Annotated in this window: 21 protein-coding genes; 10 read left to right on the plus strand and 11 right to left on the minus strand. The window is 59.1% G+C overall.

Annotation, left to right across the window (positions count from 1 at the left end):
* Positions 1-82 precede the first annotated feature (82 nt).
* From ACMWKK_RS06695 to ACMWKK_RS06705, 3 genes are all read right to left on the minus strand, one after another.
* Positions 83-382, minus strand: a complete 300-nt coding sequence (locus tag ACMWKK_RS06695; protein ID WP_042193601.1) for a hypothetical protein — start codon at positions 380-382, stop codon at positions 83-85.
* Between the two features lie 20 nt (positions 383-402).
* Positions 403-609 carry a helix-turn-helix transcriptional regulator gene (locus ACMWKK_RS06700; RefSeq protein WP_042193603.1) on the minus strand — a complete coding sequence of 69 codons (207 nt, stop codon included), beginning with the start codon at positions 607-609 and terminating at the stop codon, positions 403-405.
* Between the two features lie 277 nt (positions 610-886).
* Positions 887-1732, minus strand: a complete 846-nt coding sequence (locus ACMWKK_RS06705) for a DUF6387 family protein (protein WP_042193606.1) — start codon at positions 1730-1732, stop codon at positions 887-889.
* Between the two features lie 712 nt (positions 1733-2444).
* Here ACMWKK_RS06705 and ACMWKK_RS06710 point away from each other — a divergent pair.
* Together ACMWKK_RS06710 and ACMWKK_RS06715 are read left to right on the plus strand one after the other, a co-directional pair.
* The gene (locus ACMWKK_RS06710) at positions 2445-2801 is read left to right on the plus strand and encodes a hypothetical protein (protein WP_045331127.1); all 357 of its coding nucleotides are present in this window, start codon (positions 2445-2447) and stop codon (positions 2799-2801) included.
* 105 nt (positions 2802-2906) lie between these two features.
* Positions 2907-3467, plus strand: a complete 561-nt coding sequence (locus ACMWKK_RS06715) for a YceI family protein (RefSeq protein ID WP_112780589.1) — start codon at positions 2907-2909, stop codon at positions 3465-3467.
* Here the strand turns inward: ACMWKK_RS06715 and ACMWKK_RS06720 are convergent.
* The 3 genes from ACMWKK_RS06720 to ACMWKK_RS06730 are packed head-to-tail and all read right to left on the minus strand — an operon-like array spanning position 3459 to position 5312.
* Positions 3459-4250, minus strand: coding sequence for an anti-sigma factor family protein (locus ACMWKK_RS06720; RefSeq protein WP_112780590.1), 792 nt, complete (start codon positions 4248-4250; stop codon positions 3459-3461). The genes ACMWKK_RS06715 and ACMWKK_RS06720 overlap by 9 nt on opposite strands.
* The gene (locus tag ACMWKK_RS06725) at positions 4247-4777 is read right to left on the minus strand and encodes a sigma-70 family RNA polymerase sigma factor (RefSeq protein ID WP_112780591.1); all 531 of its coding nucleotides are present in this window, start codon (positions 4775-4777) and stop codon (positions 4247-4249) included. The genes ACMWKK_RS06720 and ACMWKK_RS06725 overlap by 4 nt, the downstream gene beginning before the upstream one ends.
* A gap of 7 nt (positions 4778-4784) precedes the next feature.
* On the minus strand, positions 4785-5312 hold the full coding sequence (locus tag ACMWKK_RS06730; RefSeq protein ID WP_033146334.1) for a tetratricopeptide repeat protein: 528 nt from the start codon (positions 5310-5312) through the stop codon (positions 4785-4787).
* Between the two features lie 758 nt (positions 5313-6070).
* Here ACMWKK_RS06730 and ACMWKK_RS06735 point away from each other — a divergent pair.
* The 5 genes from ACMWKK_RS06735 to ACMWKK_RS06755 all read left to right on the plus strand — a co-directional run bounded on the left by ACMWKK_RS06735 (position 6071) and on the right by ACMWKK_RS06755 (position 21421).
* Entirely contained in the window at positions 6071-16183 is a 10113-nt protein-coding gene (locus tag ACMWKK_RS06735; RefSeq protein WP_112780592.1) for a BapA/Bap/LapF family large adhesin, read from the plus strand.
* A 78-nt stretch (positions 16184-16261) separates the two neighbouring features.
* On the plus strand, positions 16262-17665 hold the full coding sequence (locus tag ACMWKK_RS06740) for a TolC family outer membrane protein (protein WP_112780593.1): 1404 nt from the start codon (positions 16262-16264) through the stop codon (positions 17663-17665).
* A complete protein-coding gene (locus ACMWKK_RS06745; protein WP_112780594.1) occupies positions 17662-19860 on the plus strand; it encodes a type I secretion system permease/ATPase in 2199 nt (732 codons plus the stop codon). Before ACMWKK_RS06740 ends, ACMWKK_RS06745 begins: the two co-directional genes overlap by 4 nt.
* A 10-nt stretch (positions 19861-19870) precedes the next feature.
* On the plus strand, positions 19871-21040 hold the full coding sequence (locus tag ACMWKK_RS06750; RefSeq protein ID WP_112780606.1) for an HlyD family efflux transporter periplasmic adaptor subunit: 1170 nt from the start codon (positions 19871-19873) through the stop codon (positions 21038-21040).
* Between the two features lie 78 nt (positions 21041-21118).
* On the plus strand, positions 21119-21421 hold the full coding sequence (locus ACMWKK_RS06755) for a HigA family addiction module antitoxin (protein ID WP_112780595.1): 303 nt from the start codon (positions 21119-21121) through the stop codon (positions 21419-21421).
* Between the two features lie 20 nt (positions 21422-21441).
* Here ACMWKK_RS06755 and ACMWKK_RS06760 read toward each other — a convergent pair whose 3' ends face one another.
* The 3 genes from ACMWKK_RS06760 to ACMWKK_RS06770 all read right to left on the minus strand — a co-directional run bounded on the left by ACMWKK_RS06760 (position 21442) and on the right by ACMWKK_RS06770 (position 24135).
* Positions 21442-21960 carry a DUF6622 family protein gene (locus tag ACMWKK_RS06760; RefSeq protein WP_112780596.1) on the minus strand — a complete coding sequence of 173 codons (519 nt, stop codon included), beginning with the start codon at positions 21958-21960 and terminating at the stop codon, positions 21442-21444.
* 85 nt (positions 21961-22045) lie between these two features.
* Positions 22046-23227 (minus strand): PLP-dependent aminotransferase family protein, encoded by a 1182-nt coding sequence (locus ACMWKK_RS06765; RefSeq protein ID WP_112780597.1) that lies wholly within the window; start codon positions 23225-23227, stop codon positions 22046-22048.
* Between the two features lie 20 nt (positions 23228-23247).
* Positions 23248-24135 carry a LysR family transcriptional regulator gene (locus ACMWKK_RS06770; protein ID WP_112780598.1) on the minus strand — a complete coding sequence of 296 codons (888 nt, stop codon included), beginning with the start codon at positions 24133-24135 and terminating at the stop codon, positions 23248-23250.
* Positions 24136-24232: 97 nt separating this feature from the next.
* On the opposite strand from ACMWKK_RS06770, the gene ACMWKK_RS06775 reads away from it, so the two are divergent.
* A complete protein-coding gene (locus tag ACMWKK_RS06775) occupies positions 24233-24835 on the plus strand; it encodes a short chain dehydrogenase (protein WP_112780599.1) in 603 nt (200 codons plus the stop codon).
* Here the strand turns inward: ACMWKK_RS06775 and ACMWKK_RS06780 are convergent.
* The gene (locus ACMWKK_RS06780) at positions 24832-25584 is read right to left on the minus strand and encodes a class I SAM-dependent methyltransferase (RefSeq protein ID WP_112780600.1); all 753 of its coding nucleotides are present in this window, start codon (positions 25582-25584) and stop codon (positions 24832-24834) included. The genes ACMWKK_RS06775 and ACMWKK_RS06780 overlap by 4 nt on opposite strands.
* A 121-nt stretch (positions 25585-25705) precedes the next feature.
* Positions 25706-25864, minus strand: a complete 159-nt coding sequence (locus ACMWKK_RS06785; protein ID WP_032642954.1) for a YqaE/Pmp3 family membrane protein — start codon at positions 25862-25864, stop codon at positions 25706-25708.
* Positions 25865-26043: 179 nt separating this feature from the next.
* Here ACMWKK_RS06785 and ACMWKK_RS06790 point away from each other — a divergent pair, with 179 nt between their 5' ends.
* Together ACMWKK_RS06790 and ACMWKK_RS06795 are read left to right on the plus strand one after the other, a co-directional pair.
* Complete coding sequence (locus ACMWKK_RS06790; protein ID WP_045331094.1) at positions 26044-26343, plus strand: ArsR/SmtB family transcription factor; 300 nt, start codon at positions 26044-26046, stop codon at positions 26341-26343.
* A 9-nt stretch (positions 26344-26352) separates the two neighbouring features.
* Positions 26353-26874 (plus strand): rhodanese family protein, encoded by a 522-nt coding sequence (locus ACMWKK_RS06795; RefSeq protein ID WP_112780601.1) that lies wholly within the window; start codon positions 26353-26355, stop codon positions 26872-26874.
* The last annotated feature ends 11 nt before the right edge of the window (positions 26875-26885 follow it).

A 26885-nucleotide genomic window follows, 5' to 3' on the forward strand; every position in this document is an offset into this window, starting at 1 on the left:
CGGTCATAAAAATAATGTAAGTTATTCTGTAAAGTTTTAAGCAAAAATATTCAGCCAAACTTTACATTTTCATAAAAATTTATTAATCCAATAGATATAGAATTATCCGCTTCGCCAAAAGTTTCATTTCATCAGGGCATTTAATTAACGAGAGCCAGGTCTCGTAAACATATATCTGTTTGGAAGCATTAAGCTCAGAGATCTCATCTAACGGTTTCCTTAGATTCCCTACTAAATACTGGCTTAACCAGTAAACAATCTTTCTGTTAAATTCATTATCAGGTAAATCATAGATTGCCCCCAACTCGAAGATCTTGTAAAAAAGATCATCGCCTAAATTGCACATATGGTTATCTTCACTCACAAATTCTTCGATATTCATAACATGTCTCCCCAAATTAACTAAGCAACATTATTTCGACTTGTTTCGATAACTGATTGAATCCACTCGTCAACTTCACTCTCGACAAAAGCAACGGCACGAACACCGATCTTCACTGGTGCCGGAAACCGACTTTCACTGATCAGACGATAGATCCAGGCTTTTCCGTAGCCAGTTCGTTCGAGAACTTCTGGTAAGCGTATGAGGCGGGTTGCTTGATTCTTCATTTTGTTTTCCCTTGTCGTTGCGGTGAAGTCACTATACGAACACTTGGGAAAAGAAAGGAGTGAAGCTCCTGAAGCGGAGGTTCTTCGCTGCTATGCAGGATAGTTTTCTCGAAGTTGGTGCCGTACAAAACAGGGGAACTTGAGAGTAGCTGAAATTCCCCTGTTTTATGGCAAGTGGCAAAATGGCCGGTTCAAAGTAAAAATCGCAAAAAAAAGCATCATTTACAATGATGCTTTTGGTTTTTCATGTTAAAAACAGACAGTTATAGATAAAATACTAATCCGATAGTTTCATTACATCAGAGACTTTCATTTGCTTCAAATGGCTATTTTTGTTCATGAAGTAATGGAATTGTCGGATAAAGTCAGTTGTGCAGGATTTAAGAGCCAAAGGCCTGTCGGTATCTTTGATTTGGCTGGACTGCCTCATTTCGCTTTCTTCGTCATCGTCTGTATACAGTAGTCTGGATAACCTGTCGTCAGAGACACGGATTTTTTTAACGGCTGCCCACACCAGGATATCCAGCATAGGTATTACACGATAGCTGATGAGTTTCTTGATAGTTCCGTATCCAAAACGAACAGATTCTAATGGGTTTTCATCAATACCCTTAACTTTACGCCATTGCGGTAATGCAGCTTTAAGCGACTCTGCAATCTCTTCGTCTGTGCCACTTGCCAAATCAATCTCGAACATGACTGTTCGTGTAAACTGATCGGGCATAATGTCTGAAAGTGATTCCTCTCGAAGCTCTGCGTTTATAGAATAATTGTCACCTTCATGCCAAACAAAACCTCCGCGTTGCATAGCAATAATGCTCGTTTCAGCAAGGCGATCAAGAGTTGTTAGAAAAAAATGGGGAGGCTGAAAAAGTTTGTTGGCAGGAGTCATGTATCCAAGTTGCCCTTCTGGAATCAAAAAAGGGTTGCCGGTGAAAATCTTTGAGAAGTAACTCATAAGAGTTCTGCTCTCAAACTCTTCCCGATACTCCTTAAAGAACAGATTCCGGGCCCATAACTCGTGATAGAAGTGTATTAATGAGAGATCTTCAAACTTGCGATAGTTATCTATGTTAAGCCAAGCTTTGATTTCTTTTGTATGCTCTAGAGACCAGTTGTTCAAAATCCATTCTCCACCTATGCTGGTACTGCCCTACGGGTACAATTCAGTTATGCTGAAAAACTACCGTATACACTAATCGGTGGAAAGCAGATCCTGCTTACGCAGTTCAACTCCCAGTTGGTAGCTGAACTGAGGATTTATTATCTTTTGATACAATTTGCCAGTCAGCTAATCGTGAGAACTCATACCATTAAGATTTATGGTTCCTTTTTAGAACCACCGATAAAATAGAAATAGAAAATTAATATAAAAATCAATAAGTTGAATAACTAATCATAGAGACGCCAGCCCACCAAAATTCTCCATCGGTGATTACCAGAGTCATCCGATGAAGTCCTGAAAGCCCGCACGGCGCAAGCCCTGCGGGCTTTTTTGTGCACTATTCCCGCCGTTCTTCCTTCCTCTTTGACCAACATCAATGACACCCTGGCTCCTTCCAGTGAAATAATAAAACATCCCCCAGCGCTACGGATTACCCGCCCCAACCCGGAAGGAACCCCACCCTGTACAGACCCATAACCGTCATAATATTCATTCTCCTGACCCTCGCCCCTCTCGCAGAAACAGGCCCTTTATCCTTTGGATAATCCACAGGCGAAATCCCCTTCATCAGGCCACATTGATCTCATTACAGTTTTTTCCTAAAGCCATCCCGCTTCGCCTGTGCCATGCTGAATCACGCTCATAACCGATAACGTTAAATGAGGATATTATGAAAAAAACAATTATCGCATTATCTGCCGTTCTGCTGGCTTCCCCAGTATTTGCTGCGACCACACATGCAACTGACGATACCGTCGCTGCGGCGAAAGCAAACGCCAACGAGGCGAAGCAAAAACTGCATGAAGAGCAGAACAAAGGTGAAGAGCTGAAGCTGAAACAGAAACACGCTGCGGAAGGTAAAAGCGAGAGCATGGGCAGCAAGGTCAGCGAAGACTCCCAGAAAGCCTGGCATAAAACCAAAGAAGGCACCGAGAAAGGGTGGGATGCCACTAAAGAAGGCGCTGAGAAAGGCTGGAACAAAACCAAACAAGGTGCCAGCGAGCTGGAAAAGAAAGTCACTGAGTAATAATTTGTACTCACGAAAGGGCCGCGCTTGCGGCCTTTTTTATTTCTTCGAATATAATTAGCACTTCAGGCGTTTACGCAGTGCGCGCTTATCGGAGAAACCACTATGTATCGCCTTTTCGCCTTTCTGACCGCCCTGCTGTTATGCCCGTCCCTGCACGCTGCCCCAAAAAGCTACCTTATCGACACCGATAACACCGCCATTCGGCTCTCCTGGCATGCCTTCGGCGGCATCCTCTCCTGGGCGACGTTCAGCGGCGTGACGGGAGCCATCACGCTCAACCCGGGAAACGACGTCGACGACCATATCCACGTCACCATTCCCGTGGCGACGCTGGTGGCCTCAAACAAGCTGCTCACCTGGCAGCTGAAAAGCGACATGTTTTTTGAATCCGAGCGCTACCCGACTATCGAGTTTATCAGCTCTCGGGTGGTCGCCCTGGGCGCAGGACGGTTCAGGGTGTTCGGCACGCTGACCGTACGAAACATCGCCCGACCGGTGATCCTGGAGGCCGTGGTGAAAGACCCGCATGCGCAGGCCCCTACGCTTGATGCCACTACGGCTATCTCGCGCGCGTCCTACGGGATGGATAAGTTTGCGTTGGTCGTGGACGATCGTATTGCCATCGCCATTGCGATCCAGACGAGCAAGGTGCCGTCATCCTGAGATCTGCCGCTGGAGCTGTTCCGCGTTTGCCCGCAGGTGAGTCCACGGATTGCGGCCAATCAGGACAAACTGGTAGCCCCCATCCTGCCACCACGCCAGGTTCATGCTATGCCGCTGCTCCTGGCGGAGCGAGCCCGTCGTCTTCTCATCTGCGGGAGAGATACAGAGCGCCATCGGGCCGTAGTCGGCGTCGAGCCAGGCAATCTGCGCGATAGAGGTGGTTTCATAGCGCAGCATGCGCACCATTTTAAGCTCTGCCCCCTGCAGAATAAGCTGCGACATGTTGAGCTTCATGCCGATATCCTGAGCCGCCCGTGCCAGCCCGCGCTGCAGCACCGGCGCTGCGCTGTCCATATCCAGCAGCGTCTCGACGCTGTACAGGGACATATATTGTGCTTCAAGATCGCGAATATGGGCGTTCTCATCCGCCGGCGCGAAAGCGGGCCGCAGCAGGTAGCCCAGCCCGGAGCCAACCAGCAGAAAGCTGACCGACGCGGCAATCAGCGCCCGCCTGCTGACGCCAACCGGCATGGAGGAGTGTGGATCGGGAAGTGCCGCCAGGCGCGTCTGCATCGACTCTAAAGGCGCATCATCCAGCAGGGAGGCAAACGCCCCGGCGTAATCCTGGCTGCTTTTCATCAGGTCGGCAGTTCGCCCGGAAAGGCGTTCGTCACGCTTCAACTGCGCTTCAAATCGCTGCGCGTCGGCGCGGCACATCTCGCCGTCTATCCATGCCACGATAGCGTCGTCATTATAGGGCGGTGCAAAACGGTGCGCGTTCAAGAACGTTTCTCCTTTACCGGAGGCAGTGCGTCAGCGGACCTGGCGAGCCGGGCCCGAGCCGTGGCCAGCCGGCTCATCACGGTACCGATCGGCACTGCCAGCGTGTCCGCCGCCTCCTGGTAGGTAAAGCCTTCGACATAAACCAAAAATACCGCGTTGCGCTGGGCTTCGGGCAAGGCGTTAACGCGCTGCATCACCTTGAGATAATGCAGGCGCGTCTCATCCTGTTCCCGGGTATCCGGCGCGAGAAGTTCGTCGCTGGTAACAAATCCCTGCCCCTGGCGCACGTATCGCGCCCGAAGTTCAGAGATCCAGATGGAGTGCAGGATCGCGAACAGCCACCTGTCGATGCGTGTGCCCGGCGTATACTGGCTGCTTCTTTCAAGCGCACGCACGCAGGTGGACTGAACCAGCTCTTCGGCGATATCCCTGTTTCGCGACAGCACCAGACCATAGCGCCAGAGACGCGACAGGTGTGCGGCTAGCTGTTGACGAACCTCACTGGCTGCGATGGGTTTTCCCTCCACGAGATAATCAGGATTCCGGGTGCCCGTTGATGGCGGCCTGCAGGTCGCGATACTCCTCGCAGGACTGGCCACAAATACCGGCTATCACCTTCAGCTGTTCTTTCGCGAGGTCAGGACGTCCTTTTACCATCCACGCTTCACCGAGATACTCCCGGGCTTTGGCATAATCCGGTGCGATAGCCAGGGCGCGCTGGTAGTAACCAATGCCTTCATCCGTACGGCCAAGCTTGCGCGTGGCGAACCCGCGATAGTTCCACGCTTCCGCCGTATTGCCATTTTTCAGTGAGTCAAGCAGGTTCAGCGCCGCCTGGTACTCTCCTTTCTTCGCGAGATGGTACGCATAGTTGGTTTTGTCCTGGTCGCTGAGGCTGCTGCTCTTGTCCGGCACGCATTTCTGGGTGGCGCTGTCATACACCTGTCCGGAAGGACAGTCGGGCGTTTTGCTCTCGGTACTATTATTGCCCATTGCCAGCGCCAGGGGGGACAGCAGGGAAAAAATCAGCACCGGAATCAAACGAAACGAGATCGTGTTCATATAAAGCTCCAGGGGATGAAGGGAGTGACGTCAGTAAACGCCCGACTGACGATTTTTATTCACTCCTCCCGTGAGTTTTTTTGCTATCTCAAACATGCTGACGTCGTTGCACCAACAGAAATGAAATAGGGTATTTCACCTTTGATTAAACGATATTATTTCCGCGTAATAGCAGAGTTTTAACTCCGCACAAAAATATATTTCATTCTTTAAGTCACATAATATATCTTATATCAAAAACGTTACCCTAACTTAAATGCATATTAAGCACAATTAAACAACCACGCTTTTTATTATATTTAAAACCCTTCCTACCAATTATCACGCTGTGTAAAACCCATTTAAAAAAAGCATTGCCATACAAAATACATATCATTTAAAAACAATGCATTACGCAAAATAAATTATTAACAAACCCAATATATCAATACCCTCACCATGGTTCACCTCTATATTTACGAAAGCTTAAGTTGCACAACGCGTGTTTTCTGTCTATATCATTTTTATATTCTCAAAAACAATTCCTCTATTAATTACAGGGTTATATAAGACACTAAACACCCATAAAATCGGTTTTTTTATAAGTCATTAGATTCGCTCTGATGTTGCCACTCTGAATACTGGCGGGCATCGTGCGCGCTAAAAACGACGGTCAGCGCTGCGTATAACAGCGACTGCGCCGGGGGCGCCCTTTACCTTCTATAGAGATGGCTCATCTTACTCGCCGTTCATGACACACCTGCTGGAGTAATAACTAAATGAGCCAAATCTCTGTTATTTCAAAACTTACTGGCGTGGAAACAACCACGGAAGGCACACAGGTTACGCTGAGCCATTCCTCGATCGTGGAGCTTCATGTCGAGCGAGCGAGCATCTCCCACTTCGCGCGAAACGGTAGCGATCTGCTGGTGACGTTAAACTCCGGAGAGGTGATCACCCTTAAAAACTTCTACGTTGCGGACGCGCAGGGGGTAAGCCAGCTGGTTCTGCAAGATGGCACCGGCGCGCTGTGGTGGATTGAAGATCCGGCCGGGGCCGCCACGTACGAATCTATCGCCTCTACGGACGTGCTGCTTGCGGCGTCAGGAAGCGACGCCGGTGGCGCCGCCATCTGGCCATGGGCGCTGGGCGGCATTGTCGCTGCGGGCGGCATCGCGGCGATAGCAAGCGGTAGCGGCGGTGGTGGCGGTGGCGGAGATGGCGGAAATAACAGCGGCACCGACCCCACCACTCCCGTCGATCCTGGCAACCCTGCCGATCCAGATACCACACCGCCGAACGCGCCTTCCGGCCTCAAGTTCTCTGCGGATGGCAAAACCGTCACCGGTAGCGCCGAACCCGGCAGTACCGTCACGCTAAAAGACGCAAATGGCAATGTAATTGGCACAGGAAAAACGGGCAGCGACGGCAACTTTAGCGTCACCCTCGGCACACCGCTGATCAACGGCGAGCAGGTCACCGCCACCGCAACGGACAGCGCCGGGAATACCAGCCTGGGTACAACAATCACCGCACCGGATCTCACCGCACCCGATGCGCCAACGATTGGCAGCGTGATCGACGATATCGCCCCTCAAACGGGGACGGTCGCCAACGGTGGCAGCACTAACGATCGGCAACCACAGCTCACCGGTACTGCCGAACCGGGCTCCACCGTGACGATTTATGACGGCGGAGTCGCCATCGGCACGGCGGTCGTCGCCAGCAACGGTACATGGACATTCACTCCGTCAGTCGACCTGAGCGAAAGCACCCACCAGATTACCGTCCGGGCAACCGACGCCGCGGGCAACACCGGGCCAGCCTCACCGGTATTCACCTTCACCGTCGACGTTACCCCTCCGGCAGCGCCAACGGCGATTGTGCTGACCGATGACACGGGCCTCATCAAAGGGACCATTACCTCAGGCGTGCCCACCGATGCGTCAAAACCGATCCTGACGGGAACGGGCGAGCCCGGTGGAACCATCACCATTTACGATAACGGCGTGGTCGTCGGCACCACGACGGTGCAGCCCAACGGCACCTGGAGCGTGACGCCAAACGCCCCGCTCCCGGACGGAACGCACTCCATCACCGTCACGGAAACCGATGCCGCCGGAAACCAAAGCGCGGCATCCGCGCCTATCACGTTCACCGTAGATACCACCCCGCCGCCAGCCCCTGGAAACCTTGTGGTATCAAATGATGGCGGCACCATCAGCGGCATCGCGGAGGCAGGCAGCACGGTGACCGTCCGTGAAGGCGACGTGACCCTTGGCACAGCGGTTGCCGATAGCCAGGGCAACTTCAGCCTGACGCTGACCCCGCCGAAGCTCAACGGCGAAATCCTGACCGCAGACGCCACCGACGCGGCAGGCAACACGAGTCTTACCACCTCCGCGGCGGCACCGGATATTATCCCACCGCAGACGCCAGTCATCGTGTCAGTCATTGATGACGTGGAGGCCACCACCGGCCCCGTGGGCCCGAACGGGCTTACCAACGACAGGGCTCCGACCGTGAACGGAACGGGCGAGGCGGGCTCGACCATCACGATTTCTAACGGCAGCGTTATCCTCGGCACGGTGGTGGTTCCCTCCTCCGGCCTGTGGAGCTTTACGCCGTCCTCCTCGCTGGCCGATGGCACGTACGTGCTCACGGCAAAGGCGACGGATGCCGCCGGTAACCAGAGCGGAATCTCAGCCGCGTGGATTATTAACGTCGACGGGACGGCACCTGATGCCCCGGTGATTTCCTTGGTCGTGGACGATGTGCCCGGGGGAGTTGTTGGCCCTCTCGGCCAAAATGCCACGACCAATGACGCCACCCCAACGCTCAGCGGCACCGCCGAAGCCAATGCCACGATCACCCTGCGCGTGGACGGTGTGGCTATCGGTACGACCGTGGCCAATGGCCTCGGTGAATGGGTCTTTACGCCTTCCTCGCCCATCGGAGAGGGGTCTCACGCCCTGACCGCCGTCGCGACCGACGCGGCGGGTAACACCAGCGGCGTCTCCAACACCTGGACTCTGACGATTGACAGCGTTGCGCCTGCGGCTCCGGTGATTACCCATGCGATAGATGATGTGCCCGAAGGCACCGGTGCGATCAATTCCAACGACAGCACCAACGACACCACGCCGACGCTCAACGGCACCGCGGAACCGGGCTCGACGGTCACCGTCCGCCTGGATGGCGCCGATCTTGCCACGGTCCTGGTCGACAGCAGCGGCGCGTGGGCCTATACCCCTACCGTGCCGCTTGGGGAGGGGCCTCACACCTTTACCGTCGTCGCCACCGATGCGGCGGGCAACACCAGCCAGCCGTCAACCGGCTTCAACCTTATCGTCGATACCACACCGCCTGGGGCGGTGACCATCACGGCCGCGGTTGATGACGTCGGCAGCGTGCAGGGAACCCTCAACAGCGGCGCTACCACGGATGATACCAAACCGCTGCTGCAGGGCTCCGCGCCGGCGGATGCGGTCATCACCGTCTATGACGGCACCACGCTGCTCGGCACCGCCACCCTCGATGGCAGCGGAGGCTGGAGCTTTACGCCGGTCACCCCGCTCACCGACGGCCCGCACTCGCTGACGGTTCACGCCACGGATGCCGCAGGCAATACCACCGTCTCCAGCCCGTTTGTCCTGACGGTGGATACCGTCGCGCCTACCACGCCGGGTATCCCGGCCATTACCGTCAATCCTGACGGAACAGTAACGCCGCTGAACCCGGGCGAAATCACCCGCGACACCACGCCGACTCTGAGCGGGACCGGCACGGTGGGCGATACCGTGACGATCTACAACGGCGGCGTCAAAATAGGTGACGCCGTCGTAGACGGCAGCGGCAACTGGTCCTGGACGCCGCCATCCCCACTGGCCGGCGGCACCTATAACATCACCCTGACCGTCACCAATATGGACGGCGCGGGCAACGAAAGCGCTCCGTCGCAGCCGGTCACCATCACCATTGATACCGACCCGCCGGCTACGCCTGCGGCACCGATCGTCACCGACAGCGTCACCCAGATCACCGGTCCCGTTCCCGATGGCGGCACCACCAACGATCCGCGCCCGGTGCTGAGCGGCACCGGCACGCCGAACGACGTTATCAACATCACTGACACCGTCAACGGCACGTCGACCATCGTGGGCACCGTCACGGTCGACAGCAACGGTAACTGGAGCTGGCGCCCGGGCAGCAATATTACGGAGGGCAGCCACGCCTATACCGCCACCGCCACCGACGAGGCGGGCAACGTCTCTGCTGCTTCGCCAGCGATTACCATCACCGTGGATACCATCGCGCCGGATACGCCGGTGATTAGCACCGTTGGCGGCGCGCTGGACGGGGGCTTTACCACCGACTCAACGCCGACCGTCGGCGGTACCGGCGTTAACGGCGAGACGGTGATCGTCTACAACAACGGCATCGAACTGGGCCGCGTCGTGGTGGCAGGCGGCGTATGGAACCTCGACCTGCCCGCACAAACGGACGGCCCGCTGAACATCACCGTGGCGGGCGTCGACGCGGCGGGTAACCTCAGCGCACCGAGCCCAGTCTTTACCGTCACCCTGGATACCGTTGCGCCTGCGATCCCGCAGATTGATGCCGTCTCAGACAGCCAGCTCACCAACGCTGTCCTCTACACGCGCGATGGTGTTCCTACGCTCACCGGGACCGGTGAAGCGGGATCCACGGTTATCGTCTCCGTGAACGGCACGCCTTCTGGAGTACCGGTAACGGTCCTCGCGAACGGCACATGGAGCTGGACCGCCGACAGCACGCTGACGGATGGAACCTATACCTTCACCGTATCGGCCCGCGACCCGGCCGGTAACATCTCAGGCAGCTCTGCGCCGCTTAACGTCACGGTTGATACCGTCGCCCCCGGCATTCCCTTCAACCTTAACCTGGCGCCAGAAGGCACGCCGCTGACCGGCACCGCAGAAGCGGGAAGCACCGTCACCGTGAAAAACGGTGCCACGGTCATTGGTACTGGCGTTGCCGCCAGCGACGGCAGCTTCTCCATCGCGATAAGCCCGACTCCGCAGGATGGCGCGGCGCTGACCGTAAGCGCCACCGACGCTGCCGGGCATACCGGCCTCGGAGCCACCTACACCGTTATCGGTACGCTGCCGAATCTTCCTGACGTTCCGGTTATTACAGCCATCGTCGACGATACTGCCCCGATCACCGGCGACGTGAAAGGCCAGACCACCAACGATACCACCCCAACGCTCACCGGCACGGCTCAGGCGGGGAGCCTGATTAGCATCTACCTGGACGGTGGCGTAACGCCCGTGTCGACGGTGACCGCCGACGGCAGCGGCAACTGGAGCTATACGCCAGCCGCGCTTGGCGAGGGTCTGCATACCTTTGAGGTCACCGCGACGCTCAATGGCCTGACCAGCGGGCGCTCTCCCGCCGCTGGCGTCACCGTTGACCTGACCGCACCGGGCACGCCGACCATCGGCGCGGTGATTGACGACGTGGGCCCTGGCACCGGTCCGTTGACCAGCGGTCAGTCCACCAACGATAACCAGCCGACGCTCACCGGCACCGGCGCGGTGGGCGACACCATCTCCGTCTACAACAACGGAACGCTGCTGGGCAGCGTGGTGGTCGGCAATACCGGCACCTGGAGCTTTACCACGCCGGTACTGACGGACGGCGCTAATGTTCTCACCATCCGCGAGACCGATCCGGCGGGGAATCAGAGCGCGCCTTCGGCGGGCTTCACCGTTGTGGTGGATACCCTTTCCACCACGCCGGTCATCACTAACGTGACGGACAACGTGGGGAATACCGCCACGACCATTGTCAGCGGCAGCCCAACGAACGACGCCACGCCAACCCTTTCAGGCACGGCGGAAGCCAACAGCGTGGTGACGATTTTCGACGGCGGCACCCAGATTGCCGTGGTGACGGCGGACGCCTCCGGCGCATGGACGTTTACCCCGGACACCGCGCTAGGCGAAGGTTCGCACAGCTTTACCGTTCGGGCGACCGACCCGCTGGGCAACGTCAGCGCGGTCTCGGCCCCGTGGAGCGTGGTGGTTGACCTGACGGCACCGACGGTGCCAACGCTGGATACGGTCAATGACAACGTCCCCGGCGGCGTCACGGGCAACCTCACCAGCGGTCAGGTCACCAACGACAATACCCCAACGATCGGCGGCACCGGACAGGCTGGCAGCACCATTCACATCCTGAATAACGGTACGGAGATCGGGACGACAACCGTAGACGGAAGCGGGAACTGGTCCTTCACCCCAACCACGCCGCTGGGCGACGGCAGCTACGCCCTCCGCGCGTACGCAACGGATGCCGCGGGCAACGCCTCGGCTAACTCGTCGGTCTTCTCCTTTACCGTGGATACCACAGGCCCGGTCGCGCCGGTCGTCACTAGCGTCATCGACGATATCGCCCCGGTCACCGGAACGCTCACCTCAGGCGCTGCCACCAACGACGCGCGCCCGACCTTCAACGGCACGGGCGAAGTGGGTGCCACGGTGCATGTCATTGTAGACGGCAACGAAATCGGCACTGCAGTGGTGAATGCCCTTGGCAGCTGGACCTTCACCCCGGGAAGCAATCTGAGCGACGGTCAGCACGCGATCGTCTTCAACGCCACCGACCCGGCAGGCAACGTCAGCAGCACAACCGCGCCGTTTAACCTGACGGTGGATACGATCGTGCCGTCTGCGCCGGCCATTGCAACCGCGGCAGACAACGTGGGCAGCATTCAAACCCCGCTCTCTTCCGGGCAGAGCACCGACGACACCACGCCGACGCTGAACGGCACCGCGGAGGCCAACGCCACGATCACCGTGTATGAGAACGGGTTGCCGGTCGGCACCGCGCAGGCGGACGGTACCGGCGCATGGAGCTTCACGCCGTCAACGCCGCTGTCCAGCGGCAGCCATACCTGGACCGCCACGGCCACCGATGCCGCAGGTAACGTCGGCCCGGCTTCGCCAGGCTTTACCCTGATTGTCGATACCACGGCACCGAACGCGCCGGTTATCAGCCAGGCAATAGACGACGTGGGAAGCATCACCGGCCCGCTCACGTCCGGGCAAACAACCGACGATGCCGTACCGCGCCTTGTCGGTACCAGCGAACCGTTTGCTATCGTGAAGATCTACGAGGGGACAACGCTTGTCGGCACGGGGACTGCGGACGCCAGCGGCAGCTGGAGCATCCTGCTCAGTACCACGCTGACGGCGGGCGCGCACAGCTTTACCGCGCAGGCGACGGACGCGGCAGGCAACACCAGCGCGTCGTCCACCAGCTTTAGTCTCACCGTCGATATCACGCCGCCTGCGCTGCCGGTGCTGACCAGCATTGTGGATGACGTGGGCAATGCGCCAACGCCGGTTGCCAACGGCGGGTTCACCAACGACGCCCAGCCGACAATCACCGGCACGGCGGAAGCCGGATCGACGGTGAAAATCTTTGATAACGGCGTACAGATCGGCAGCGTGACGGCGACCGGCGGGGCGTGGAGCTATACGCCATCTCCGGCGCTGAGCAACGGTCCGCACACGTTAACCTTTACCGCTACCGATGCGGTAGGTAACGCCAGCGCCCCTACCGCCGGGTATGTGATTAACGTTGATACCGTTGCGCCGGGCGCGCCGGTCATTACGTCGGTAATCGACGATGTCGGCAGCGTCACCGGTCCGGTGACCGGTACGAATCCGACTAACGACACGCGCCCAACGCTGAACGGGACAGCAGAAGCGAATGCCACGGTACGGATCTACGACGGCATTACGCTGGTGGGCACGGTGACCGCCGACGGCAGCGGCAACTGGACTCTGCCGCAAACCACCCTCCCGCTGACGGAAGGTACGCATAACTTCACCGTCACGGCCACCGATGCGGCGGGCAACACCAGCGTGGCGTCAGCCGTGACGACGATTATCGTCGATACGATCGCCCCAACGGCGCCGACCGGGACCTTCAACGCCGACGGTAGCGTCCTGACCGGGAATGCCGAGGCAGGCAGCACCGTCAGCATCCGCCTTGCGGACGGCTCGACGGTGACCGCCATTGCGGGCAGCAACGGCACCTACAGCTACACCTTCCTGAACAAACAGACCGAAGGCCAGACGCTGCAGATCACCGCCACCGACGTCGCGGGCAACACCTCGCTGCCGGGCTCCGCCGTTGCGCCGGTGCTGCCGCTCTCCGCCAGCAATAACGTTGAAGAGCTGAACCTCAGCACCACGGCGACCGTGACCAACAGCCAGTACAGCGATTACGGCTTCCTGCTGGTCGGCGCCGTGGGCAACGTTCTGACGCTGCTCGGCAATGATACCGCCCAGGTGAACTTCACGGTGGGCAACGGCGGCAGCGCGGATATCGTGGTGAACGCCAACGCCACGGGCGCGGTGCTCTCGCTGCTCAATACTCTTGAGCTGGTGGTGCAGCACTACGTCAACGGCGTCTGGACCACCGTGGTGGATACCGGCCAGCCGCAGTTTGCCGATCTGCTGACCCTGGGCGCCACCGGCGTATCGCTGAACCTGACCGGGCTGGCGGACGGCAACTATCGCGTGCTCAGCTATAACACCAACCTGCTGGCAACCGGCTCCTACACCAGCCTCGACGTGGCGGTGAAAGAGACCGGCCCGGGTACGGTTACCGGTGAAACCAGCCTCAACGGCAACGTGATCCTCGATACCGACCCGACCGCAGGCAGCGACAACGCGCCGGCCGGAACCACGATCTCCGCGGTCACGAACGCGCAGGGCGTCACTACCAGCGTCAACGCCGACGGCACGGTGATCCAGGGTCAATACGGTACGCTGACCATCAACCGCGACGGCAGCTACAGCTACAACCTGACCGACACCAGCGCGTCGGTCATTGGCCGGACGGAGAGCTTCACCTACACCATCACCCATAACGGCGTCAGCGCGTCGGCACAGCTGGTGCTGTCCCTGGGCGTCGGTACGGTTAGCAACGGCATTGTCGCCGTTGACGACACCAACGCCCTGACGTTCGACACCAGCGTGCACGAAATCAATAACGGCGCGTCGTCTCAGGCTGGCTTTACCCTGGTGGGCATTAATCTCGGCAGCACGCTGGGGCTTAACCTGCTGGACGATATGACCAACCCGATTATCTACAACGTGGAGGAAGGCACGACCCGCACCATGACCATCCAGGCCTCCGTGGGCGGCGTGGCGCTGGCGTCGGTATTCGATCTGTACGTCTATAAGTTTAACAACGCGACCCAGACCTTCGAGCAGGTTCGCGTTGAGTCGGGCTGGCTGCGCGCCCCGCTGCTGGGCGGCTCGTCATCGCAGCTGACGCTGAACCTGCCTGCCGGGGAGTATCTGTTCTTACTCAATACCGCGTCGGGGATCGCCGTTCTGACGGGCTATACGCTGAGCGTTCTGCAGGATCATGTCTACAGCGTATCGAGTATCAGCGAAACGACCACGGGCGACGTGCTGGCGAATGACCCGGTTCCTGCGGGCACGCTGGTTACCGAAGTGAACGGCGTGGCGGTCAACGGCAGTGGAACCACCACCATTCAGGGAGAATACGGCACGCTGACCATTAATTCGTCCGGCCAGTACACCTATACCCTGAGAAGCGGCGTGGGAGCGGATCATATCAGCACGCCGGATACCTTCGTTTACACCGTCACCGCCCCGAACGGCTCGAAGGACACGGCATCGCTCAACATCACCCCAACCGCGCAGGCGATGAATGCGGTCAACGACGTCAGCGCCGTCATGGACGTCACCTCGGTGCACCACACCTCGGCCTACTCCGACACGACCGTGGGCGTGGCCAGCTGGACGACGGCCCTGCTCTCGTCGACCCAGGGCAGCGGCAGCGGCACCTTTGTGGTGGATCCCAACACTGCCCTGCACAACGCGTCGCTGCACTTTAGCGTGGCCTCGCTGCTGGCGCTGGGCGGGCTGACGGTCAACTGGACCATCAGCGACGGTTCTGGCGTGATCCGCAGCGGCTCCTTCAACGGCGGCTCGCTGCTGGGCGGCAGTATCGACGTCCCGCTGACCGGGCTGGATCTCAACGCCGGGACCTATACGCTGAACTTTACCGGCAGCGTCCCGGGGCTGAGCGTTGGGAACATCACCATTACCCCAAGCGTGAACGGCACCACCTACTCGCTGACTGATTTCGACGCGACCGGCACCCACACCGTCAACGGCAATATCTTCGACGGCACCGACTCGGGCGGCGTGCTGGATCAGCTGCACTCGGTGGATACCCGCCTGAGCGTGACCGGCTATAACGGCGTGACCACCACGCTGGATCCGTATACCGGCAGCGCAACGGTGAACATCACCGGCCATTACGGCATCCTGGCGATCGGCGCAGACGGGCATTACACCTATACCCTTAACAGCGGGGTATCGCTCTCATCCATCACCTCGAAGGAGACCTTCAACTACACCCTGACGGATGCGACCGGGAAGACGGACACCGCCACGCTGACCATCAACATGGCGCCGCAGTTCATCAGCTCTGAACATAACGACGTTATTACCGGCACCGCCTACGGCGACACGCTGATTTACCAGGTGCTGAACACTACGGTGGGGAACGGCACGGGGGGGAACGTCAGCAGCAGCGCGGGCGACCACTGGACCGGCTTCTCGCTGGCGCAGGGGGATAAAATCGACATTAGCGACCTGCTGGTGGGCTGGAACGGTAGCGCCTCCACGCTCGGAAACTATCTCCATGTCACTAATAGTAATGGTAATACCGTGATCTCCATCGACCGTGATGGTGCAGGGAGCACCTACACTAATACCACGCTCGTAACGCTTGATGGCGTTCAGACCACCTACGACGAGCTCGTTAACCAGCAACACATCATCACCACATAGCACCTGTTGTACCTAACCCGGGCGCACCGCGCCCGGGCATTAATAATAAAGCTGCACTTATTTTATTAGGGACATGACATGGGAATGAAGATGCCTTACTGGTGGCTCTCGTGCTGCCTGATATCTGTGCCCGCTCTCTGCGCGAACCCGGCGGCAACCATCAATACCGGCGAACTCCGCGACACGCAGGAACTCCCCTCGCTCAACGGCCGCGTTGCCCCGGCGGCGGGCAACGCCGCGCCGGGCACACTGCAGCTGGGCGACGCCGTCAACCGCGCCGTCACCTGGCACCCGGCCATCAGCGAAGCCGTGGGGAAACTCTACCAGCAGAGTGAAGAGGTGGACGTCGCGAAATCGAAATACTATCCGCAGATTAATGCCGGCGTGGACAACGGTTACTCTCACGACGGCGACCAGAACGGCTTTACGCCGTCGCTGGTGCTTTCTCTCTCTCAAATGCTCTACGACTTTGGCAAAGTGGCCAGCCAGGTGCGCGCCGAGAGCGCCGGGGTCGCCCAGCAGCAGGCTAACGTGCTGGTGAGTATCGACACCATCGCCCACGACACCGCCGTCGCCATGGTGCAGGTGCAAACCTGGCAGCAGATGGTCGACACCGCCAAAGAACAGCTCGACGCCCTCTCCTCCATCGGCGCGCTGACCCGCCAGCGTAACGACGAAGGCGCCACCTCGCTCTCTGACGTGGTGCAGACCGATGCCCGCATCGAAGGCGCGCGCGCCCAGCTGATGCAGTACCAGGCCAATCTCGACAGCGCCCGCGCCACGCTGATGAGCTTTCTCGGCTGGAGCAACCTGAACGCGATCGACAATGATTTTCCGCAGAAGCTGGGACGTAGCTGCGATATCGCCGAGCCGGACGACCGTCTGGTTCCCGCGGTGCTTGCCGCCTGGGCCCAGGCTAACGTCGCCCAGGCGAACCTCGACTACGCCGACGCGCAGATGACGCCAACCGTCTCGCTGGAGCCTGAAGTGCGTCACTACATGAACGATCGCTACGCGGGGAGCGACACGCGGGACCGCACCCAGTATTCCGCCTGGGTGAAAGTGCAGATGCCGCTCTATCAGGGCGGCGGCCTCACCGCCCGACGTAACGCCGCCGGACACGCGGTGGAGGCGGCGCAGTCCACCATTCAGCGCACGCGGCTTGACGTCCGCCAGAAGCTGCTGGAAGCCCGCAGTCAGGTGATGAGCCTGCAAAGCACGCTGCAAATTCAGGGCCGCCAGGAGGCGCTCAGCGCCCGCACCCGCGAGCTGTACCAGCAGCAGTATCTCGATCTCGGCTCGCGCCCGCTGCTCGACGTACTTAACGCCGAGCAGGAGGTCTATCAGGCGCGCTTCACCCAGCAGCAGACCCTCGGTCAGCTGCACCAGCTGCAGCTCAACTGCCTGTACAATACCGGCCAGTTGCGCCATGCGTTCGATCTTGATAACCGCACCATCCAGACCGTGGAGATCCAGCCATGACGCAGCGTGAAACCCCGCAAGGTGAAAACATGACGGACGAGGCGCTGGCGCAGTGGGCACAGGCCTTTGGCTTTGTCGCCACGCGCTACCGCGTCGCCTGCTCTCCCGGCGCCTTGATCGCAGGCGCGCCGTGGCTGAAGGGCAAGCCGATGGTTCCCGCACTCACCCAGCTGGCGCGCGAGGCGGGGCTGTCGTTTCAGCTGCTCACCGCTGACCAGCAGTCGATCAACAGCTGGCGTCTGCCGGTGGTGGTAGCGATGAATGACGGCCGGATCGGCGTGATCGAGCACTTCGACGGCGACGACACCCTGGAAATCAGCTTCTTCGACGAGGAGACCTACACCAACCGGCTGTCGATGACGGCGACGCTGCCCGCCATCCGCCACGTTATCGCCCTGCGTCCACTCGCCGCGCTGAAGGACAGCCGCGTGGATGCCTATATCTCAAAATACCGCCCGGACTGGCTCTACCGGCTGGTGATGCGCGATTTGCGCCCCTACAGCTGGGTGATGCTCGCCGCGCTGTTTATCAACGTGCTGTCGCTCTCCGGGATCGTCTTTTCCATGCAGGTCTATGACCGGGTGATCCCCGCCCAGTCCTACCCGACGCTCTACGTCCTGACCATCGGGGTGCTGATTGCCACCCTGTTTGGTTTTGTGCTGCGCGTGGCGCGCGGGCACATTATGGATCTGCTGGGCAAGCGCTCGGATATGCGCGTTTCGGATCGCGTATTCGGCCACGCGCTGCGGCTGCGCAACAGCGCGATCCCCCGCTCCACCGGCAGCTTTATCTCTCAGCTGCGCGAGCTGGAGCAGATCCGCGAGATGGTGACCTCGTCCACCATCTCAACGATTGTCGATCTGCCCTTCTTTTTACTGTTCGTAGTGGTGCTGGCGATCATCGCCCCGCAGCTGGCGTGGATCGCCCCGGTCGCGGCAGTGATCATGGTCCTGCCCGGCCTGCTGCTCCAGAAGAAGCTGGCGGAGCTGGCAAAGCAGTCGGCCCATGAATCGACCCTGCGCAATGCGGTGCTGGTGGAGAGCGTACAGGGGCTGGAGGACATCAAGCTGATGCAGGCGGAAAACCGCTTTTTGCAGCAGTGGAACAGCTATATCCAGATCACCGCCGAATCCGGCCTGCGCACCCGCGAGCTGACCCAGAACCTGATTAGCTGGGGAATGACCATCCAGAGCCTGGTCTACGCCGCCGTGATCGTGGTCGGCGCGCCGATGGTGATCGACGGCACCCTGACCACCGGCTCGGTGGTTGCCGCGTCGATGCTGGCCTCCCGCATGATTGCCCCGATGGCGACGCTGTGCGGCGTGCTGGCGCGCTGGCAGCAGGTCAAAGCGGCAAAAGAGGGGCTGGACAGCATCATGCAGCTTCCCACCGAAAATCAGCGCGAGGAGACGCCGATCCGCCAGGACGTGCTGCGCGGACACTATCTTTTCGAGCAGGCACAGTTCCGCTATCAGCCGGACGATCCGCGCATGGCGCTGCGCATTAACCGGCTGGAGATCCGGCCGGGTGAAAAAGTGGCGATCCTCGGGCGCAACGGCGCGGGAAAATCGACCCTGCTGCAGGCGATGGCGGGCGGGATGGATCTGGCGGCAGGCGAGCTGCGGCTCGATAACTTCAGCCTGCCGCATCTCGACGTCGCCGATGTCCGGCGCAACGTCGGCTTTATGACCCAGAACGCCCGGCTGTTTTACGGCACCCTGCGCGAAAATATCACCCTCGGCATGCCGCGCGCCACCGACGAAGAGATTTTCGAGGCGCTGGAGCTGACGGGCGCGGCGGGCTTCGTGCAGAAGCTGCCCAAGGGGCTGGACTATCCGATCATGGAAAACGGCGTGGGGCTTTCCGGCGGGCAGCGTCAGTCGATTCTGCTGGCGCGGATGCTGCTGCGCGATCCCAATATCGTGCTAATGGATGAACCGACCGCCTCGCTGGACGAGCACACCGAGCGGGAGTTTATCCAGCGGCTGGGCGACTGGCTTGGCAACCGCACCCTGATCGTCGCCACCCACCGCGTGCCGGTGCTGGAACTGGTGGAGCGCGTGGTGGTGTTGAAAGAGGGGATGCTGGTCATGGACGCGCCAAAAGCCCAGGCGCTCAACAACAGCCGTATGCAGCAACAGCAGCAGCAGGCAGCAACCGGACGGGAGTGGAAAAATGAAAATCAGTCAGCGTGACGTGGCGGCAATGGACGATCTGGATAACGCGCTGGATTCCGAGAGCGGCTACACCGGCGCGCGTCGGATCGTTTTCTTCTCGCTGCTGATGTTCGTGGTGTTGGGCGTCTGGGCGTGGTTTGGCATGCTGGATGAGGTCTCAACCGGATCGGGGAAAGTGATCCCCAGCTCGCGCGAGCAGGTCTTGCAGTCTCTCGACGGCGGGATCCTCACCGAGCTGAACGTCCACGAGGGCGATCAGGTACAGGCCGGACAGATTCTGGCGCGGCTCGATCCGACGCGTTCCGAATCGAACGTCGGTGAAAGCGCGGCGCGCTACCGGGCTTCGCTGGCCTCCAGCGCGCGCCTGTACGCCGAGGTGAACGATCTCCCGCTGAAGTTCCCCCCTTCGCTGGCAAAATGGCCGGATCTGATTGCAGACGAAACGCGGCTCTACAACTCCCGCCGGGCGCAGCTGGAGGACACCCAGCGGGAGCTGCGCGCCGCGTTAGATCTCGCCAATAAGGAGCTGGCCATCACCCAGCGGCTGGTCAAAACCGGGGCCGCCAGCCACGTGGAGGTGCTGCGCCTGCAGCGGCAGAAAAGCGATCTGGAGCTGAAGCTCACCGACGTGCGCTCGCAGTATTACGTTCAGGCCAGGGAGGCGCTCTCCAAGGCCAACGCGGAGGTGGATATGGTTTCCGCCGTCCTGAAAGGACGCCAGGATTCCGTCACCCGCCTGACGGTAAAATCCCCGGTGCGCGGGATCGTAAAAAATATCAAGGTGACCACCATCGGCGGCGTGATCCCGCCCAACGGCGAGCTGATGGAGATCGTGCCGGTGGACGATCGCCTGCTGATTGAAACCCGCCTTTCGCCGCGCGATATCGCCTTTATCCACCCGAACCAGGAGGCGCTGGTTAAAATCACCGCCTACGATTACGCCATTTACGGCGGGCTGCACGGGGTAGTGGAGACGATTTCCCCGGACACCATCCAGGACGAGGCCAAGCCGGAGGTGTTTTACTACCGGGTGTTCATCCGCACCAGCCAGGATTACCTGGTGAACAAGGCGGGCAGGCACTTCTCGATTGTGCCGGGAATGATTGCGACGGTGGACATCAAGACCGGCGAGAAAACGGTGCTGGACTATATGATCAAGCCGTTTAACCGGGCGAAAGAGGCGCTGAGGGAGCGGTAGTCAATCGCCGGGTGGCGGCTTCGCCTTACCCGGCCTACGTTCCCGCAGGCCCGCGCAAGCGTAGCGCCGCCGGGCGACGTGTTGCAGTATGAGTATCTTGAACCGCTCAATCTGAAAATCAGCGATATGGCGGAGATGCTCAATGTCCACCGCAATACCGTCAGCGCGCTGGTCAACAACAACCGTAAGCTTACTGCCGATATGGCGATAAAACTGGCAAAAGCCTTTGATACAACTATTGAGTTTTGGCTGAACTTACAGCTGAACGTCGATATCTGGGAAGCGCAATCTAACGCCAGGACGCAGGAGGAGCTTAGCCGTATTAAGACCGTTGCAGAAGTGATGGCCAGGCGTAAATCCGGTCGGCCGGACGTGGCCTGACTCAAAAGGGCACAGCGATCTCACTCCGCCGGGCGCGGCGCGGTGCGGCTGAACACCTCAACATACCGCGTAAACTTGCCGATAAACACCCCGGCAAACACCCCGCCGGAGACAACCGCAAGGGCGCTCATAGCAGGCTGCTGCATCGTCTGGGGAGAGACCGCGCTCATCACGCCCAGCACATACTTCACCCCGAACGCCAGCATCATAAACGGCAGCGCGGTGTAGTCTGCCTGACGGTAAAGGCTACGCGGTGCCTCTGCGCGGGTAATCACCGCCTGCTTAATCAGGAAATACCCCAGAACGGCTCCGGCGAGGATCCCAACCGCCCAAAGTGCGACAGCGCCGGGTGTCAGCGTGCGGTAGACCACCAGATCGTAAATATCCCAGATAAGAAAGATCGCCGGAATGATGGCAAGCCGTTCCAGCGTAACGGTGGCAGGCCTGCGGGCTTTGATGCCGCGCGAAATAAGGAAGATAAACAGCACCCATACCCAGACAGGCGTGTGCGTAACGACACCGAACAGAAATTCAAACATGGAGATCTCCATGGACGATTGCGGCCCGTGCCGCTCTGAACGCGTATTGCGCATAACGGCAGAGAAGCCATTATGCGCAGGTCTTTTACAGCGATTTTTTCAGGCGTTGAACCGCTTCCTTCAGCGCTTCATCCGTTGGCGTGACAAACGACATGCGCAGCGTCGAGTGGTCTGGATCATTGCAATAGAAAAATTCGCCCGGCACAAATACTACGCCGTTACTTAACGTTTTTTCCAGCCAGCGGGTGGTGTTCATGCCATTATTCATTCTGGCCCACAGGAACATGCCGCCCTTCGGCTTATGGAAAGACATCACATCCCCCAGCTCGGCCTCAAGTTCCGTTGCAAACGTCTGGTATTTCTGGCGATAAGCTTCGCGGATCGTCTTGATCTGCGCCGCCAGACGGCCGGTTTTCAGGTACTCATACGTCATTAACTGCGACAGCGTGCTGGTGTGCAGATCGGTGGTTTGCTTAAGGTTAACCACCGCGCGCTTCAGCCATTCCGGCACCAGCACCCAGCCCACGCGCGTGCCCGGCGCGAGAATTTTAGAGAAGGTTGAGGTGTACACCACGTTCTCTTCGTTGCCGATGTCTTTCGCATGGGCAATTAACGGACGGAAGACCTCATCGGTATAATTAATTTCGCTGTACGGATCGTCTTCAATAATGACGAAGTCATAGCGCTTCGATAATTCCACCAGCTGTTTACGGCGCGCTTCAGACAGCGTTACGCCGCCCGGGTTACCAAACGTCGGGACAATATAGACCGCTTTAATCGTCTTATTTGCCGCCAGCGCTTCGAGTTCGTCGATCTTCATGCCGTCGCCGTCGGTGCCCACGGATTCAAAATTCGCCTGCGCCAGGCCAAATACCTGCAGGGCAGCAAGATAGGTTGGACGCTCGACGACGACAATATCGCCGGGGTTAATTAACGCGCGCGCCAGCACGTCGAGGGACTGCTGCGAACCGGAGGTCACCACCACGTCATCAGCCTTACAGCGAATGCCTCGCCCCTCGCAAATCCGCTGGATCTCTTCCCGCAGCCCGGGGACGCCTTCGGTCAGGCCGTACTGAAACGCCTCGCCAAAATGCTGAGACAATACGGCATCCGCCGCCATTTTCAGCCCTTCGCGATCGAACAGGTCAGGGTTAGGGATACCGCCCCCCAGCGAGATCACACCCGCCATTTTGCTATGTTTTAATAATTCACGGATGGCGGATGATTGCAGGCCCTGCGCGCTGCTGGCGAGTTTACTCACGGACATTCTTTGCTTACCTTCTGTTTTTATAGTGTGCTCAATCTTAGCAGAATATGGGCGATAAATTCCGTCAGCTTGGGCAGGGGGCGTAAATCCTGACGCCACAATAAATGCACCGGCCTCGGCGCGGGGGTGAACGGTTCGAGCACCCGAATCAGCCTGCCGCTTGCCAGTTCTTCCGCCACCAGCACTTCCGGCTGCAGCAGTAATCCCGCCCCGGCTCTTGCCGCCATCCGCAGCCCGTAGCCGTCGTTACACCGTAATACGGCATCGCGTTTCCAGCGCACCTCCCCTTCCTGACCCGGCAGCCGCCACTCGTTTCGCGCGGTCCACACCGTATGCGAAAGACAGAGATGATCCACCAGATCGGCAGGCGTTTGCGGCGTGCCGTGGCGCGCTAAATAGTCCGGCGCGGCGCAGATCACCATGTTGTAGGGGCACAGGTATTTCGCCACCAGATCGTCATTGCCAACGTCGCCAATGCGGATGGCGAGATCGACGCCCTCTTCCACCAGATCGACCATCCGGTTAGTGAGATCCAGCTCGACGCGTACCTCCGGGTAGCGCTGTAAAAAGGTTGCCGTCAGCGGGGCAATGACGCAGCCGCCAAATGACGTAGGCGCCGTGACGCGCAGGGTTCCGGCGGGCGCGGCGCGCAGGCGTTCAACCGCGTTTTCGGCAATGGAGACCTGCTCCAGAACCCGTCTGGCCTCTTCAAAATAGACGCGACCGGCATCGGTCAGGCTCTGACGCCGCGTGTTACGCTCCAGCAGGCGGGTGCCGAGCTGTGATTCCAGCAGCGCAACGTACTTTCCCACCATCACCGCCGACATCTCCAGCCGTGCAGCCGCACCGGTAAAACTGCCGCTCTCTACCACCGCGATAAACGTCTCCATGCCGCGAAGCTTATCCATATTCCAAACCTCTGATTAGCAATCTTCTAACTTTAGCCCAGTTTATCTGCGTTTTTATTTATTAAAGAATGAAGGCTCACAACATAAGGAGTCGGCTATGAAAATCGTCATTATTGGTGCCAGCGGTACGGTTGGTCGGGCAGTAGCGGAAGAGCTGAGTCGTCGCCACGAGGTCATTCGCGTGGGCCGCACGCAGGGCGACTACCGGGTAGATATCACCTCGCAGGCGAGCGTGCAGGCGCTGTTTGAGAAAATCGTTAGGGTGGACGCCATTGTGTCCGCCAGCGGCGGCCTCCACTTCGGCCCGCTCGCGACCATGAAAGACAGCGACTTCAACCAGGGCCTGCAGGACAAGCTGCTGGGGCAGGTGCGCCTGGCGCTGACCGGCCAGCACTACCTCAACGAAGGCGGCTCGATTACGCTGATAAGCGGGATTGTCGCGCACGAGCCGATTGCGCAGGGGGTGAATGCCACCACGGTGAATGCCGCGCTGGAAGGGTTCGTTCGCGCCGCCGCCTGCGAACTGCCTCGCGGGATCCGCATCAACCTGATTAGCCCAACGGTCCTGACGGAATCCGCTGAAGCGTACGACGGCTTCTTCCCGGGCTTTGAGAGCGTCCCCGCCGCAACCGTGGCCCAGGCCTACCGTCGCAGCGTGGAAGGAGTGCAGAGCGGGCGAGTGTATAAGGTCGGGTATTAAGCCTTGCGGGCGGCGATCAGCACCAGCATCGGACGCTCCGCCTCTTCAGCCAGCGCGGGCCAGGCATCGACCTGCGCCTGCGTGGGTCCCCACTCATTGACGTCGCTTATCGTTAACCCGGCCTTGATCAGCGCGTTAAGCGTAGTGCCCAGCGTGCGGTGATACTTAATTACCCCGTCCGCCAGCCAGTTGCTGACGCGCTTGCCTTCGTCCTGATAGTGATTCACGCCCCAGAACCGCTCGCCCTTATCGTCGGTCAGCCAGCCCTGACGCGTGGCGCAGGTGTAGATCGGGTGCTCCATCGAAAAAACCAGGCTGCCGCCGGGTTTGAGCGCGCGCTGAACGCTGGCGAATAGCGTGTTCAGTTCCGGGAGGTAGTGCAGCGCAAGCGAGCTGTAGACAAGGTCGAGGCTGTTTTCGTCGAGCCTGAGCGACTCCAGATCGCTGCGCTGATACCGGATCTGTGGGTCCGCGGTAAGCTCTGCTGCCCGGGCAAGCATCTTTTCGGAAATATCAACGCCCGTGACGTCAATATCAACGCCCGTGACGTCAGAAGCGCCCAGTTCACGCGCGGCGCGGCAGAACCAGCCGTAGCCGCAGCCGAGATCGACAACCGATTTACCGGTTAAATCAGGCAGCATGTTTTTCAGCGCGGGCCACTCCGGCGCGCCGTCCAGGCCCTGCACCGAGCGCGGAAGCTGGGCGTAGCCTTCGAAAAATGCCGGATTGTCGTAGATGTTTTGTGCCATGGCAGATCCCTCTTAAAGAATATGCATAGCAGTATACTGCATTGTCGGGCGGCGGCCTCGCCTTACCCGACCTGCAAAACGCGCCAGAACTCGCGCATGCTGACCGACAGCTAAGGCGAGCTTAGCTTTTGGTTTGTACCCAAAACGCGTGGATAAGTCCGGGGATGTAGCCCAGCAAGGTCAGAATAATATTCAGGATAAACGCCCAGCCAAACCCCTTGCCGAGCAGCACGCCCAGCGGAGGGAGAATAATCGTAAAGACAACACGCCAAAAACCCATAAACACTCCGTATACGCTAACCAGTTGAAAATAAATAAATGTAATGACTGTAAGCGTAGCCAGCTTATCGGCTTCTGCCATTCAGACCCGTCCCATTTACCCTCTTTTACGCTTTTAACGCTGGTGTAAAGTGCGAGATTAATTTAGCATTACCTTAATTAAGAGAGTGCTAAAATAACATGACAGAACTTGAACAACTCCAGGCCAGCGCCGAGCAGGCCGCCGCCCTGTTGAAAGCCATGAGCAACCCGCATCGGCTGCTGATCCTCTGCACATTATGCGGGACCCCCGGCACCCGCGCGGGCGACCTGGCGCGGGCCACGGGGCTGAGTCCTTCCGCTACCTCGCAGCATCTGGCACGCATGCGTGAGGAAGGGCTTATCGACAGCACCCGCGAGGCGCAGCGCATTCTGTACTTCATTAAAAACGATGCGGTACATCAGCTCATCAGCACCCTGAAAACCCTTTATTGCCCGTAAGGAGCGCCCATGTCACTTCCCCTTCTTTCGCCGCGCGAGGCCAATGCCCGCATCGCTGAAGGCGCAAAACTGATTGATATTCGCGATAGCGACGAGTACGCCCGCGAGCATATTCCCGCCGCGAGGCTGGTGCCGCTGGAAACCCTATCCGGCGCTCTTAACGCGCAGGCGGGTGAAACGGTGATTTTTCACTGCCAGTCCGGCGCCCGGACGTCGGGCAATGCCGACCGCCTTGCCCGGGCCGCCGCGCCCGCTCGGGCATTTGTGGTGGAAGGTGGTATTCAGGGCTGGAAGCAGGCCGGGCTGCCGACCGTCGAAGACAGATCCCAGCCGCTGCCGCTGATGCGCCAGGTGCAAATTGCCGCCGGGCTGTTGATACTCTGCGGCGTGGTGCTGGGTTATAGCGTCTCCAGCGGCTTTTTCCTGCTCAGCGGTTTTGTGGGAGCCGGGCTGCTGTTCGCCGGTATGACGGGCTTTTGCGGCATGGCGAGACTGCTTAAGGTTATGCCCTGGAACCGTCGTACCTCATAAGCAGTAATCGG

Source organism: Enterobacter sp. 01-M-03-SI-ECC (assembly GCF_047530215.1).
In the GTDB taxonomy this organism is placed as follows: domain Bacteria; phylum Pseudomonadota; class Gammaproteobacteria; order Enterobacterales; family Enterobacteriaceae; genus Enterobacter; species Enterobacter chengduensis.